Origin of the sequence: Curtobacterium salicis (assembly GCF_011759505.1) — a bacterium.
In the GTDB taxonomy this organism is placed as follows: domain Bacteria; phylum Actinomycetota; class Actinomycetes; order Actinomycetales; family Microbacteriaceae; genus Curtobacterium; species Curtobacterium salicis.
In genome coordinates this window covers 97,172-109,823 of sequence record NZ_JAAOYO010000004.1, presented here as the reverse complement: position 1 = coordinate 109,823, position 12,652 = coordinate 97,172, and the positions used below count along the sequence as shown (strand labels likewise).

Here is a 12,652-nt window from a genome sequence, read left to right as displayed (position 1 = left end):
GTCCCTCCTCCCCGAACGGAACCGACATGTCGCAGCAGCACAGCGAGCTCTCCGCACAACAGCAACTCGAGGCCTACGGCTACAAACAGGAGCTGCAACGCTCCGTCTCCACCACCGACCTGCTCGTCTACGGGCTCGTCTTCATGGTGCCGATCGCCCCGTGGGCGATCTTCGGCACCGTCTACAACGCGTCCTCCGGCATGGTGCCGCTGGTCTACCTGGTCGGTCTCGTCGCGATGATCTTCACCGCCCTGGCCTACGCGCAGATGGCGAAGTCGATCCCCCTCGCCGGCAGCGTGTTCTCCTACGTCGGCCGTGGCATCCACCCGACTGCGGGCTTCTTCGCCGGCTGGGCGATCCTGCTCGACTACCTGCTCGTGCCGACACTGCTCTACGTGTTCGCGGCCGAGAGCATGGTCGGCATCTTCCCGGGCACCCCGCGGTGGCTGTGGGCGCTGGTGTTCGTGGCGATCAACACGGTGATCAACCTGGCCGGGGTGTCCTCCCTGAAGCTGGCGAACCGGATCTTCCTGCTCATCGAGCTCGTCTTCGTGGTGGTCTTCGTCGTCATCGCGATCGTCGCCCTGACCGGTGGCACGGTGCCGGGAGCGTCCTTCAGCACTGCCCAGGTGTTCGACCCGGCGAAGGTGTCGGCGCCGCTGATCGCCTCGGCACTGTCGATCGCGGTGTTGAGCTTCCTGGGCTTCGACGGCATCTCGACCCTGTCGGAGGAATCGACCGGTCGCCGCGGCGGCGCCGGCCTCGCGATGATCCTGGCGCTCGTCATCGTCGCGTTCCTGTTCGTCGTGCAGACCTGGCTCGCCAGCGCCCTGGCCGCCGGACGCGACTCGTTCTCGGACAGTGAGGCGGGCAACGCCTTCTTCACGATCGTCGAGCAGGCGTCGTCGAGCGGCTGGGCCACGGCGTTCTTCGCCGTCAACGTGCTCGCCGTCGGCATCGCGAACGCGATGGCCGCGCAGGCCGCGACGAGCCGCCTGCTGTTCTCGATGAGCCGGGACCGGCAGCTGCCCGCGTTCCTGCACAAGCTCAACGGCCGCCTGGTGCCGCAGAACGCGATCCTCGTCGTCTCGGTGCTCTCCGCGATCCTGGTGCTGTTCTTCGTCGGGCAGATCGACACGATCTCGTCGCTGGTGAACTTCGGTGCCCTGTTCGGCTTCATGCTGCTGCACGTGTCGGTGTTCGTGCACCACATGGTCAAGGGGAAGTCGCGCAACTGGCTGCTGCACCTGGTCGTGCCGCTGATCGGGTTCGTCATCATCGGGTACGTGCTGCTCAACGCCGCGGTCGAGGCGAAGGTCGGCGGCATCATCTGGCTCATCGTCGGCGCCGGCGTCTTCCTGTACTACCGCTCCACCGGCCGTTCCACCGAGGTCGGGTCCGAGGAGCCGGGCACGCTGGGCGAAGGCGACCCGACCGGTGCGCCCGCCTCTCCCGCCGGCAGCTCGACCGCCACCCCCATCCGCACCGACAAGGACCCCCGATGACCCCCGACCACCACCTGCCGAACACCCTCGGTCGCCCCGGCTACACCGCCGACCGCGAACCGGTGCTGCGCGTCACCCCGGGCACCGGCGAGACGATCGGTTTCGAGACCACCGACGCGGTCTACGCCGAACTCGACGTCCACCACGACATGGCGCAGCTGCAGGCACCGATCAACCCGGTCACCGGCCCGGTGTACGTCGAGGGCGCGGAGCCTGGTGACACCCTCGCGGTGACGATCCACGACATCCAGTTGACGACGCACGGCTGGTCCGTCTCGTTGCCCGGCTCCGGCGCACTGCAGCACGTGATGGGCGACCGGGTCTTCACCCGCCGCTGCCCGATCGAGGACGGCGTCGTGCGGGTCTCGGACCGGCACACCTTCCCGGTGCGGCCCATGATCGGCTGCATCGGTACCGCCCCGGCGGAGGGCGAGAACTCCACGATCATGCCGGCGTACGCCGAGGGCGGGAACATGGACGTGACCGAGGCCCGCCCCGGCTCGACGGTGTACCTGCCGGTCCGGGTGCCCGGGGCGCTGCTGTCGATCGGCGACATCCACGCGATCATGGCCGAGGGCGAGTCCTCGTTCGTCGCGATCGAGGCGCAGGGCACCGCGATCGTCTCCGTCGACGTCGTCAAGGGCGGCCCGGCACTCCGGGCGCCGCGTATCGAGACCGCCGACGAGTGGCTGTTCGTCGGGCTGGGCGAGCCGGTGCAGGAGAGCATCCGCCGCGGGTACGAGGACGCGTTCGCCTTCCTCGTCGACGAACACGGTTGGAGTGCGGACGACGCCTACGCGGTGCTCAGCGCGGTCGGAGACTCGAAGCTCGGCGGGCCGACGGGGTCCGGCGCTCCGGACCCGTTGCACCCGTTCGACGCGGTCGGAGCGGTGACCCTGCACCGGGTGCCGAAGGCGGTGCTGACCGCCGGGGACTGACCGGGCGCCGTGCCGGACGGGAGGCCCGGATCACGTGACCGGCGTCGGTCACGTGATCCGGGCCTCCCGTCCGTCGCCGCGCTGCGGCCCTGCCCGCGCGCGCCCCCCGCGAGCTGCCGCGACTCGCCGTCGGCCTGCCGCCGTGGTGCGCGCATCGCAGCATCTCGGCGCGCTGCGGCCCTGCTCGCGCGCGCGCGAGATGCCGCGACTCGCCGTCGGCCTGCCGCCGTGGTGCGCGTATCGCGGCACCTCGACGCGCGAGATGCGCGCATTGCGGCATCTCGGCGACGACCGGTCGCGCGCGTCGGGCGCGCGCGCCGGCCGCGCGCGCCGGGCGACGCCCGCGTCAGGACGCGTGCGCCCCGAGCAGGGTGCCGGCACCGTAGGTGGCGGCGAGCGCCAGCGCTCCCCCGAGCACGACGCGGATCGTCGCCCGACCGCGGGGTGCGCCGCCGAGGGTCGCGCCCGTGGTGCCGGTGACGGCGAGCGCGATGAGGACGGCGACGACGGTCACCAGGATCTGGCTCGACGCCGGGGCGAGCAGCATCGCGAGGAACGGCAGTGCGGCTCCGACGGTGAAGGTCGCGGCGGAGACCCAGGCCGCGCGCCAAGGGCTGACGACCTCGTCCTCGGCGTCCCGGAGGGCTGCCGCGGCACGGCGGTCCCGGACCTCGGGGCGGACGAGTTCGGCGGCGACGGTGTCGGCGACGTCGGCGGCGACCCCGAGCCCGCGGTAGTGCGCGGCGATCGTGGCCTGGTCCTCGGACTCGGCCTCGAGCTGCGCCTGGTGCGCGGCCTGTCCGGTGCGCTGGGCGTCGCGGGCTCCGCTGACGGAGACGTACTCGCCGAGCGCCATCGACACGGCACCACCGACGAGGGCGGCGGTACCGGCCGCCAGGACCGGTCCGGCTGCAGCCCCGGTACCGGCGACACCGACGAGGACGGCGGCGACGGACACGATGCCGTCGTTCGCACCGAGGAGTCCGGCGCGCAACCAGTTGAGGCGGGCGGCACTCGTCGCGTCGTCGTGCTCGGTGGCGGGGAGCGCGAGGTCAGCTGCGGTCGACATGAGGAAAGGAAAGCACTTGCCAGCTGTCGACACCAGCAAGGGAAGGCTGCCCTGACCGGGGATTTCGTGGTGAGGCAAGCCTTCCCTCAGCACGTTGTCCGCCGGAGGAGCACGATGGAGGACGCTCCGACCACGTTCCCCGAGGAGGACCATGTCCACCGTCCCCGCCCGCACCGATCCCGTCCGCTACGTCGCCATCGGGGACAGCTTCTCCGAGGGCGTCGGCGACGACGGGGACGTCCCGTTCCCCGGCTGGGCCGGACGCCTGGCGGTCGGCCTGGCGGACCACCTGTCCGGTCCGGTGTCCTACGCGAACCTGGCGATCCGCGGCCGGCTGCTCGCCGGGGTCCTCGACGGGCAGCTCGACGCGGCCCTCGCCCTCGACCCGGCACCGACCCTCATCACCTTCTGCGGTGGCGGCAACGACATGCTCCGCCCGGGCTACGACGTCGACGTGCTGCTCGGCCGCCTGGCCGAAGCCGCGGACGCCGTCGCCGCCCGCGGGATCCGGCTCGCGCTCCTCAGCCCCGCCGACCCGAGCGCTCGGCTGCCCCTCGGACGGCTGATCAACGCCCGCGGCGACGCCTGGGCCGAGGCACTGACCGGCTTCAGCCGGGAGCGCGGACTGCCGTTCGTCGACGTCTCCCGCGACCCGCACCTCGGCCGCGCCGAGTTCTGGTCCGAGGACCGTCTGCACATGAACCCGCTCGGACACCAGCGGGTCGCGGACCTGGCCCTGCACGCGATCGCCGACGGCCCGGAAGCCGCCGTGCCGCGCGTGCCGGACGCGACGAAGACGTCGGTCGGCGAGGAACTCCGGTACTACCGCGACCACGTCGTCCCGTGGGTCCGACGCCGGGTGACGGGTCGCTCCTCCGGAGACGGGCGGGTCGCCGGGCAGGGCGACTGGGCGACGGTCGTGCCGTCCCGATCGGGAGGCCCGGGTCGACTCACGTAGGCCAGGTCCGGCCCGGCAGGGTCCGGAGCGGTCCGGCCGGCCTCAGACCACGTGGGTGCGCGTCGGCCGCCCGCTCAGCGCGTGCGGGAACGGCTCACCGACCGGCAGGAACCCCGCGCTGCGGTACAGGCGGAGGGCCGGGGCGTTGTCCTCGAGCGCGTGCAGCACGCAGCGCTCGTGTCCGGCAGCGTGCGCGGCGTCCACCGCGGCGACGAGCAGTGCCCGCCCGAGACCACTGCCCTGCGCCGACGGATCGACGGCGAGCAGGCTGAGGTACGCGGCGTCCGCCGGTCCCGCGACTCCCCCGGTGCCGGGCGCGGTGACGAGCGCGAACCCGCGCACAGCCTCACCGTCACCCTCGCCGTCACGACCGTCGTCCGCTCCGGGCGCGACCACCAGGGCGACGCGCTCGGCAGCGAACTTGGCGGCTGCCCGCGCACGGACGGCCGGGTCCTCGACGCGTCCGTCCCGCGCGGCGACGGCGGCGACCCAGAGGTCGATGCAGGCGCGGTCGATGCGGTCACGGTCCCCGGCGTCCGTGGGTTCCGCGACCCGGACGGATGCCGTCGACTCGATCACCCGACCACCCTACGACCGGCCCGCTGCGCGTCAGGCCGAGGTCGCCGCGGGCACCCGGACGCGGAACGACGCCCCACGGTGTTCCTCGGGCAGCCGGTCGCCGCGGCCGAGCAGCTTGTTCCGGAGCGACCCTTCGCGGTAGCCCTCGGGGTAGGCGCCACGGGCCCGGAGCTCGGGGATGACGAACTCGATGACGTCCTCCCACGTGCCCGGGGTGACCGCGTACGCCAGGTTGAACCCGTCGACGTCGGTCTGCTCCTGGATGTCGACGAGCCGCTGGGCGATGGTCGCCCCGCTGCCGACCTCGACCGGGCCGAGGCCGCCGATCGCCGTCTGCCGGGCGATGTCCCGGACGGTCCACGTGGTGCCGTCCTCCCCTGTCGCCGCGGACAGGTTCGCTGCCGCCGACTGGATCGCGTTCGACTCGATGTTGCCGAGCGGTTCGTCGAGGTCGTACTGCGACAGGTCGACGCCCATCCAGCCGGAGTTGAGGACGAGCGCGCCCTCCTCGGACGCGTAGGACAGGTAGTCGCGGTACTTCGCCTGCGCGAGCTCGTCGGTCTCGTCCGTGATGACGGTGAGCAGCGTGTATACCTTGGCGGCGTACCGGTCGCGACCAGCGGCCTCCAGGGCGTCCCGGATCTTCGCGACCGTGGCGGCGAGCTGCGGCAGGGTCGGGGCGCCGACGAAGACGGCCTCGGCGTTCTCGGCCGCGAACCGGATCCCCCGCGGCGACGCACCGGCCTGGTAGATGACGGGCGAGCGCTGCACGGACGGCTCGGACAGGTGGATGCCCGGCACGTCGAAGTGCTCGCCGTGGTGCTCGATCGGGTGCACCTTCGCCGGGTCGGTGAAGACGCCGGTCTCGCGGTCCTCGATGACGGCGTCGTCCTCCCACGAGCCCTCCCAGAGCTTGTAGAGGACCTCGAGGTACTCGTCGGCCACGTCGTACCGGTCGTCGTGGCTGCGCTGGTCGGTCTGCCCCATGTTCCGCGCAGCACTCGGCAGGTAGCCGGTGACGACGTTCCAGCCGACACGGCCCTTCGTCAGGTGGTCGAGCGTCGAGATGCGTCGGGCGAACGGGTAGGGGTGCTCGTAGGCGGTGCCCGCGGTGATGCCGAAGCCCAGGTGCTCGGTGACGGCGGCCATCGCGGACACGAGCAGGATCGGGTCGTTCACCGGCACCTGGGACCCGGTGCGGAGCGCCGCCTCGTTCGAGCCGCCGTAGACGTCGTAGGTGCCCAGGACGTCGGCGATGAAGATGCCGTCGAACGCGCCACGCTCGAGCGTCTTCGCCAGGTCGGTCCAGTACGACAGGTCGTTGTAGTGCCGGGAACGATCGCGCGGGTGACGCCACAGGCCGGAGGACTGGTGGGCGACGCAGTTCATGTCGAACGCGTTGAAGCGGATCTGCCGGGGCTCGCGGTTCGTGGTCACGACGCGACCGTACGACGGGCACCGCGGCTCCGTCACGGACCGTGACGCCACGTGACGCCGGGCCCGTCAGCCGACCGTGCCCGTCCCCGCGCGCCGGTCCGGTCGCGGCCCGGCGCGCAGCGGGTCCAGACCCGGGCGCGCAGCGGGTTCAGGCCCGGTCGTGCAGCGTCACGTGGTAGCCGTCCGGGTCGGCGAAGGTGAACGTGCGGCCGAACGGCCCGTCGATCGGACTCGAGACGATGCGGTGCCCGTCGGCCTGCAGCGCGTCGTGCATCGCCTGGACCTCGGTGCCGTGCAGCCACAGCGCGACACCGACGCCGGGCTGGTCGACCGCGTCGAGGTCGGTGCCGGGGACGACGTCCCGCAGTGCGAAGGCGATCGGCGTCGTGGTGAAGACGACGGCGTGCGGGGGTCCGGCGGGTGAGCGGACCAGGCCGAGGTACCGCTCGTAGAACGCCTGCGAGGCGTCGAGGTCGCGGACCTGCAGGGAGACGAAGTCGGGGCCGGTGACAGGCATGGGTGCTCCTCGTGTTGATGTCAGTTGTCTGACATCGAGCAGCGTATGTCAGACTGCTGACATGAGTCAAGACGGACCCGGCGTCGACCTGCCGACCTCGATCGGCTACCTGCTCAAGGAGACCGCGACCGCGCTCCGCACCGCGATGGAGGCCGTGCTCCGCCCGCTCGGCATGACCGTCACGCACTACTCCTGCCTGGAACTGCTGGCGCAGCGCCCCGGTTCGTCGAACTCCGAGCTCGCCCGCGGCACGTTCGTCACCCGGCAGTCGATGAACGTGCTCCTGCAGACCCTGGAGCGGGACGGCGTCGTCACCCGCCCGTCGGCGGCCCGCTCCGGCCGGGTGATGCCGGCGCAGCTCACCGACCGCGGACGACGTGACCTCCAGGCGGCGACGGCGGCGGTCCGTGCGGTCGAGGACCGGATGCTCGCCGACCTCGACGAGGACGACCGCGCGGCCGCCCGGCGACTCCTGCAGAGCATGGTCCGGTCGCTCCGCAGCGCAGGCTCGGATCCTGATGCAGGCGATCCCGCGGGCTGAACCACCGACCGGCGCCGAACCGGTGGACGCAGGACCCGCCGGTCCGGCACGCGACGGACGGGAGGCGCGGCACCCGCTGGCACCGCGCCTCCCGTCCGTCGGTCAGTCCCGACCGAACCGGTGAGCAGCCGGGTCAACTGGCCGCGAAGGGCGCCCGGCGCCCCTCGCCCCACGCCCAGTGCAGGAGCGCCAGGCCGGAGTCGTTCGTGACCCGGAGCGAGAGGTTCTGCCCCGAGCCGCGGACGGTCTCGAGGCTGTACGTGTCGTCGGTGCGGAGCCCCGGCCAGTAGACCGCGCCGAGGTGCCGCTGCCGGGCGACGGTCGCCACGGTCTGCAGGAACGCGACCGAGTTGTCCGCGTCGGCGTTGCCTGTGGTGGCGGAACCGCGGTAGTCGATGCCGGTCGTCATCGGCACGCCGAACTCGTCGAGGACGGTCCGGTCGGAGCACGCCTGGTCGCCGAGCCGGCTCTCGAAGTCGGCCTTCCACTCGGCGGCGTTCCGGGTGCCCCAGTAGCCGTAGTAGTGCTGCGAGACGTACGTGCCGTCGAGGGCGGGGGCGGCGCAGATCGCGTCGACGTGGTCGTTGTAGCCCGTCCCGCTGACGAACACCCGGTTCCGCGGGATGCCCTGCGCCGTGTAGCGCTGCACCCAGGTCGTGGCGAGCTGCACCCAGTCGGCTGGGGCGTAGCCGAACGGTTCGTTCATCGGCTCGAAGTACACGCCGGAGTCGTGGCTGTACGTGCGGGTCAGGGTGTCCCACATGCCCCACCAGGCGGCGGGGTCGTCGACCGTGCCGTCCTTGCTGGCGTCGCTGCCCTCCCAGTAGCCGAGGACGACCTCGACGTCGCGGTGCCGTGCGGCGTCGATGACGGCGCGGTAGGAGTCCCACCAGGTCGTGCCGACGGAGTACGGGTTGACGGGCAGGCGGACGGTGTCGGCGCCCAGGTCCTTCCGGAACTCGCGGATGACGCGGTCGGCCTTGCGGTAGGTGGTCCGGTAGTCGTCCGAGGTCGACAGGCCGGACAGCACGACGGGTCCGTTGACGTAGTTGTCGCGCGGGTCGGCCCAGTTCACGCCGTGGAACCGGGTCGGGTCGAGCCGTGCGTCGGGTCCGGCGTGGTGGCCGTGCCGGGGAGCGGACACCGAGGTGCCGGCCGCCGCGGTGGTCGGTGTCGCGGAGGCGGCCGTCGGGACCGCCATCGCGAGTGCTGTGACGCCCGCGCAGACGGCGGTGACGACGGTCGTGATCCGTCGGAGACGCCCTCGTGCGGGTCGGCCCCTGCCGTCCGTCGAGGTGGTGGTGTGGATGGTCATGGTGTTCCCTCCTGCTCCGTCATCGGAGCACCCCGGACGCCGTCGTCCGGAGGTCGTCGACGCCACACAACCGGCCCCTGACCGGTGATGGCAACGTCAACACGGCGAGGATGGCACTGCGCGCCGAGCGTGTCAACAGGTCCGTCCGCACGACGACGGACGGGAGGCGCGGTGCCAGCTGGCACCGCGCCTCCCGTCCGGAGGGCCGCCGCTCAGCGCGCGGCGACCGCCTGCTGCGCCGCCGCCTCGGCGGCGACCCACGCGAGCATCCCGCACTTCACGCGCATGACGAACTTCGAGACACCGTGGAACGCGACGAGGTCCTCGAGCACGTCCTCGTCCGGCTCACCGACTCCGCGGGAGCGCATCATCGTGCGGAACTCCTCGGTCAGCGCCAGCAGTTCCGGCACCGTCCGCCCGACTGCCATGTCCGTCAGCACCGAGGCGGAGGCCATCGAGATCGAGCAACCGTCCCCCTGCCAAGCGACGTCGGCGATGCGGTCGGTGCCGGGCTCGAGGCGCACCCGCACGGTGATCTCGTCCCCGCAGGTCGGGTTCCGTTCGAAGTGCTCGGCGTCGGCGTGCTCGAGCGGGCCGTCGCCGTGACGGGCCTTGGCGTGGTCCAGGATGACCTGCTGGTACAGGCTGTCGAGCCCGTTCACGAGGCGTCCTCGGCACCGAAGTACCCGCGGATCTCGGCGACGGCGGTGACGAAACGGTCGACGTCCTGCTCGGTCGTGTACACGTACGTGCTCGCCCGGCTCGTGGCGGTCAGGCCGAGGCGGCGGTGCAGCGGTTGGGCGCAGTGGTGGCCCGAGCGGACGGCGATGCCCTGCGCGTCGAGGTACTGCGACACGTCGTGCGCGTGCACCCCGTCGACGACGAACGCGGCCAGGCCGCTGCGGGCGACCCCGGTGGGTGGACCGACGACCGTGATGCCCGGCACGGTGGCCAGGCCCGTCAGCATCCGCTGCGCCAGGTGCTCCTCGTGCGCCTGCACGCGCCGCATGCCGATCCGTTCCAGGTAGCGGACGGCCTCGGCGAGCGCCACGGCCTGGGACACGGGTTGGGTGCCGGCCTCGAAACGCTCGGGAGCCGGCATGAAGTCGGTGTGCTCCATCGTCACGGTCGTGATCATCGAGCCACCGGTGCGGAACGGGGGCAGCGCATCGAGCAGGTCCTGGCGGCCCCAGAGGACGCCGATGCCGTTCGGCCCGAGCATCTTGTGCCCCGAGAACGCGGCGAAGTCGACGTCCAGCGCCCGGACGTCGAGCGGCCGGTGCGGCGCGGACTGGCAGGCGTCGAGGACGACGAGGGCACCGACGGCGTGCGCGGCGCTGACGACCTCGGCGACCGGGGCGACCATGCCGGTGACGTTCGAGACGTGGGAGATCGCGACGACCCGGGTGCGGTCGGTGATGTGCGCGAGCGCGTCGGCGGCGGTCCAGCAGCCCGCGTCGTCGACGGGCACCCAGCGGAGCGTCGCGCCGGTGGCCGCAGCGAGCTCCTGCCACGGCACGAGGTTGGCGTGGTGCTCGGCCTCGGTCACCAGGACCTCGTCGCCGACGCCGAGCCGGAAGCGGTCCGCCTCGGGGCCACCGCGGCCGGCGCTGGCGTTCCGGAGTCCGTAGGCCACGGTGTTGAGCGCGTCGGTGGCGTTCGCCGTCCACACCACCTCGGACGGGGTCGTCGCGCCGATGAAGCGGGCGACGGTCGCGCGGGCGTCCTCGTAGGCGTCCGTGCTCAGCGCGGCGAGGGTGTGCGCACCGCGGTGCACGGCGGCGTTGTCGTGCTCCAGGAAGCGACGTTCCGCATCCAGGACCTGCACGGGCCGCTCGGCGGTGGCCCCGGAGTCGAGGTAGGCCAGGGGCTGCCCGTTGACCGCTTGCTGCAGGATCGGGAAGTCGGCCCGGATGCGGGCGACCTCGTCCTCGGTGAGCGGTTCGACGGAGTCGTCCGTCGGCACTGGTGCAACGATCGTCACGGTACTGGCCCTCCTGAGCGTCCTGCGGGACACAACCCGTCAATCGTGGTCGTTCTTCCCGGAGGCGTCCAGTCGGGCCAGCACCGTGGGGGCCGGTGCCCGGCCGGGGCTACTCGTTGCCGACGCGCTTGTCCGCCTCGTCGCGGGCTTTGTCGATCTTGTCGTCGTACTTGCCGCCGGTCGCCTTCTTCACGGCGTCGGCGACGCCGTCGAACACCTTGTCGCTGACGCCCTCGGCCTTCTCGCTCTTGAGCGCGTCCTGCACCTTGCCGTCCTGCAGGAAGGACTGGGCCTTCTTCGCGATGTCGTCGAACCCCGCCATGACCGGCTCCTCACTTCGCCGCGGTGCCTGGTGCCCCGCGTCCTGGCGCCGATGGTAGCGACGGAGCGGCTGCGCGGTCCGGTCCGTCCACCGGATGCGCAGGAGCGGGTAGGGCAGTCCGGCCGGCGGGCGGTCGGGCCGGCTGGCCGGCGGTCCGGCCGGCGGGCGGTCGGGCTCGCTCAGGCCATCTGGGCGCTGCGGCGGCGGGCCAGGACGTGGGCGACGGCGACCGACCCGCTGACGGCCAGGAGGGACGGGATGAGGATGTCGGTCCCCTGCTGCGTGAACTCGACGACGAGCACCAGGGCCGTGAACGGCGCCCGCATCGTGGTGGCGAGGAAGGCGGCAGCCCCGATGAACGCGAACGACGCGATGCTGCCACCGTCCACCGGCCAGAGCAGCAACCAGGCGGCGCCGAGGAAGCCGCCGAGCGCCGAGCCGATGGCGATCGACGGGGTCAGTGTGCCGCCGACCGCCCCGGCACCGATCGTCGCGGCCGTGGTGACGGTCTTCAGCAGGCCGAGCACCAGCAGGGCGAGCAGCGGTGCCATGCCGAGCAGGGTCGGGCCGTCCAGGTCGGCGTTCATCGCGGCGATGCCGAGGGCGCGGCCGTTGCCCATCACCTCGGGGAACGGCACCGCGACCAGGCCGACGAGCGCGAAGACGACCGGCAGCACCACGAGGAGCTTCCAGCCGGTCGGCGCGATGCCCTGCAGCCGGTTCGTGGTCTTCACGAACCCGACGCCGGCGAACCCGAGCAGCGGCCCGACGACGACCGCCCAGACGAGCAGCGACGGCGAGAGGTGCATCGCGGGCACGTGGTAGAGCACCTCGTCCGGGATCACGAGCCGGGCGACGAAGGCCGCGACCGCACTCGTCGCGAACGCGGGCAGGGCGGTGGCGAGGGTGAGCTCGCCGAGCAGGACCTCGACCGCGAACAGGGCTCCGCCGAGCGGGACGTCGTAGACCGCCGCGAGCCCGGCCGCTGCTCCGCAGGCCACGAGCACCCTCGTCTCACGACGGGTCAGGCCGGCCCGGACCGTGAGCAACTGGGCGGCCCAGGCACCGATCTCCCGCGGAGCGACCTCTTTGCCGATCGAGGCACCGAGCCCGACCGCCAGGATCTGCACGCCCGCGTTGCCGAGGGTCACGAGAGACGGCATCCGTTTCCCACCGACCGCTGCGGGGACGCCGACGACGGGTCGCCCCCACCGCCGGATCGCCCACCAGGCCAGCGCGGTGAGGACGCCGGCGGCCAGGACCGCCAGGAACCGGTTCAGCCCGGAGGGTGCGTCGGCGGCCTCGTGGTGCCCGGCGAAGGGGTACCCGAAGGCGACGAACTGGATGAGCTGGAGCGCGAGCCACACGGCGATCCCGGCGGCACCGCCGGCGACACCGACGAGCCCGGTGACCACGGCGAGCTTCAGCACCCAGGCCGGGCTGGCGTGACCGTTGTGTGGCATGTCGGCAAGCGTAGCGGGAGCGTT

13 protein-coding genes are annotated in these 12,652 nt (G+C 72.4%); 4 read left to right on the top strand and 9 right to left on the bottom strand.

Annotated features, from left to right (window positions below; genetic code table 11):
* Window positions 1-26 precede the first annotated feature (26 nt).
* Window positions 27-1,505: an APC family permease gene (locus E9228_RS12735; RefSeq protein WP_252728133.1), complete on the top strand. Its 1,479-nt coding sequence runs from the start codon at window positions 27-29 to the stop codon at window positions 1,503-1,505.
* Window positions 1,502-2,443, top strand: a complete 942-nt coding sequence (locus tag E9228_RS12730; protein WP_166780940.1) for an acetamidase/formamidase family protein — start codon at window positions 1,502-1,504, stop codon at window positions 2,441-2,443. The genes E9228_RS12735 and E9228_RS12730 overlap by 4 nt, the downstream gene beginning before the upstream one ends.
* Before the next feature lie 346 nt (window positions 2,444-2,789).
* On the opposite strand, the gene E9228_RS12725 is transcribed toward E9228_RS12730, so the two are convergent.
* Window positions 2,790-3,512 carry a VIT1/CCC1 transporter family protein gene (locus E9228_RS12725; protein WP_166780939.1) on the bottom strand — a complete coding sequence of 241 codons (723 nt, stop codon included), beginning with the start codon at window positions 3,510-3,512 and terminating at the stop codon, window positions 2,790-2,792.
* 151 nt (window positions 3,513-3,663) lie between these two features.
* On the opposite strand from E9228_RS12725, the gene E9228_RS12720 reads away from it, so the two are divergent.
* Window positions 3,664-4,470, top strand: a complete 807-nt coding sequence (locus E9228_RS12720) for an SGNH/GDSL hydrolase family protein (RefSeq protein WP_166780938.1) — start codon at window positions 3,664-3,666, stop codon at window positions 4,468-4,470.
* 42 nt (window positions 4,471-4,512) lie between these two features.
* On the opposite strand, the gene E9228_RS12715 is transcribed toward E9228_RS12720, so the two are convergent.
* The 3 genes from E9228_RS12715 to E9228_RS12705 all read right to left on the bottom strand — a co-directional run bounded on the left by E9228_RS12715 (window position 4,513) and on the right by E9228_RS12705 (window position 7,003).
* Entirely contained in the window at window positions 4,513-5,049 is a 537-nt protein-coding gene (locus tag E9228_RS12715) for a GNAT family N-acetyltransferase (protein WP_341849886.1), read from the bottom strand.
* A gap of 30 nt (window positions 5,050-5,079) precedes the next feature.
* A complete protein-coding gene (locus E9228_RS12710) occupies window positions 5,080-6,486 on the bottom strand; it encodes an LLM class flavin-dependent oxidoreductase (protein WP_341849885.1) in 1,407 nt (468 codons plus the stop codon).
* A gap of 148 nt (window positions 6,487-6,634) precedes the next feature.
* Window positions 6,635-7,003 carry a VOC family protein gene (locus E9228_RS12705; RefSeq protein WP_166780937.1) on the bottom strand — a complete coding sequence of 123 codons (369 nt, stop codon included), beginning with the start codon at window positions 7,001-7,003 and terminating at the stop codon, window positions 6,635-6,637.
* A gap of 61 nt (window positions 7,004-7,064) precedes the next feature.
* Here E9228_RS12705 and E9228_RS12700 point away from each other — a divergent pair, with 61 nt between their 5' ends.
* Window positions 7,065-7,544, top strand: coding sequence for a MarR family winged helix-turn-helix transcriptional regulator (locus tag E9228_RS12700; protein WP_166780936.1), 480 nt, complete (start codon window positions 7,065-7,067; stop codon window positions 7,542-7,544).
* A gap of 133 nt (window positions 7,545-7,677) precedes the next feature.
* On the opposite strand, the gene E9228_RS12695 is transcribed toward E9228_RS12700, so the two are convergent.
* From E9228_RS12695 to E9228_RS12675, 5 genes are all read right to left on the bottom strand, one after another.
* Window positions 7,678-8,859, bottom strand: a complete 1,182-nt coding sequence (locus E9228_RS12695) for a glycoside hydrolase family 5 protein (RefSeq protein WP_166780935.1) — start codon at window positions 8,857-8,859, stop codon at window positions 7,678-7,680.
* Between the two features lie 212 nt (window positions 8,860-9,071).
* Window positions 9,072-9,521, bottom strand: coding sequence for a Fe-S cluster assembly sulfur transfer protein SufU (gene sufU / locus E9228_RS12690; RefSeq protein ID WP_166780934.1), 450 nt, complete (start codon window positions 9,519-9,521; stop codon window positions 9,072-9,074).
* Window positions 9,518-10,843, bottom strand: coding sequence for an aminotransferase class V-fold PLP-dependent enzyme (locus E9228_RS12685; protein WP_425248378.1), 1,326 nt, complete (start codon window positions 10,841-10,843; stop codon window positions 9,518-9,520). The genes sufU and E9228_RS12685 overlap by 4 nt, the downstream gene beginning before the upstream one ends.
* Window positions 10,844-10,952: 109 nt before the next feature.
* Window positions 10,953-11,165, bottom strand: coding sequence for an antitoxin (locus E9228_RS12680; RefSeq protein WP_166780933.1), 213 nt, complete (start codon window positions 11,163-11,165; stop codon window positions 10,953-10,955).
* A 179-nt stretch (window positions 11,166-11,344) separates the two neighbouring features.
* Window positions 11,345-12,628, bottom strand: a complete 1,284-nt coding sequence (locus tag E9228_RS12675) for a chloride channel protein (protein WP_166780932.1) — start codon at window positions 12,626-12,628, stop codon at window positions 11,345-11,347.
* Between the last annotated feature and the right edge of the window lie 24 nt (window positions 12,629-12,652).

Excerpts from the sequence above, each read along its gene's own strand:
- E9228_RS12735 (WP_252728133.1), top strand. The coding sequence starts at position 27 with ATGTCGCAGCAGCACAGCGAGCTCTCCGCACAACAGCAACTCGAGGCC.
- E9228_RS12730 (WP_166780940.1), top strand. The coding sequence starts at position 1,502 with ATGACCCCCGACCACCACCTGCCGAACACCCTCGGTCGCCCCGGCTAC.
- E9228_RS12725 (WP_166780939.1), bottom strand. The coding sequence starts at position 3,512 with ATGTCGACCGCAGCTGACCTCGCGCTCCCCGCCACCGAGCACGACGAC.
- E9228_RS12720 (WP_166780938.1), top strand. The coding sequence starts at position 3,664 with ATGTCCACCGTCCCCGCCCGCACCGATCCCGTCCGCTACGTCGCCATC.
- E9228_RS12705 (WP_166780937.1), bottom strand. The coding sequence starts at position 7,003 with ATGCCTGTCACCGGCCCCGACTTCGTCTCCCTGCAGGTCCGCGACCTC.
- E9228_RS12700 (WP_166780936.1), top strand. The coding sequence starts at position 7,065 with ATGAGTCAAGACGGACCCGGCGTCGACCTGCCGACCTCGATCGGCTAC.
- E9228_RS12695 (WP_166780935.1), bottom strand. The coding sequence starts at position 8,859 with ATGACCATCCACACCACCACCTCGACGGACGGCAGGGGCCGACCCGCA.
- E9228_RS12680 (WP_166780933.1), bottom strand. The coding sequence starts at position 11,165 with ATGGCGGGGTTCGACGACATCGCGAAGAAGGCCCAGTCCTTCCTGCAG.
- E9228_RS12675 (WP_166780932.1), bottom strand. The coding sequence starts at position 12,628 with ATGCCACACAACGGTCACGCCAGCCCGGCCTGGGTGCTGAAGCTCGCC.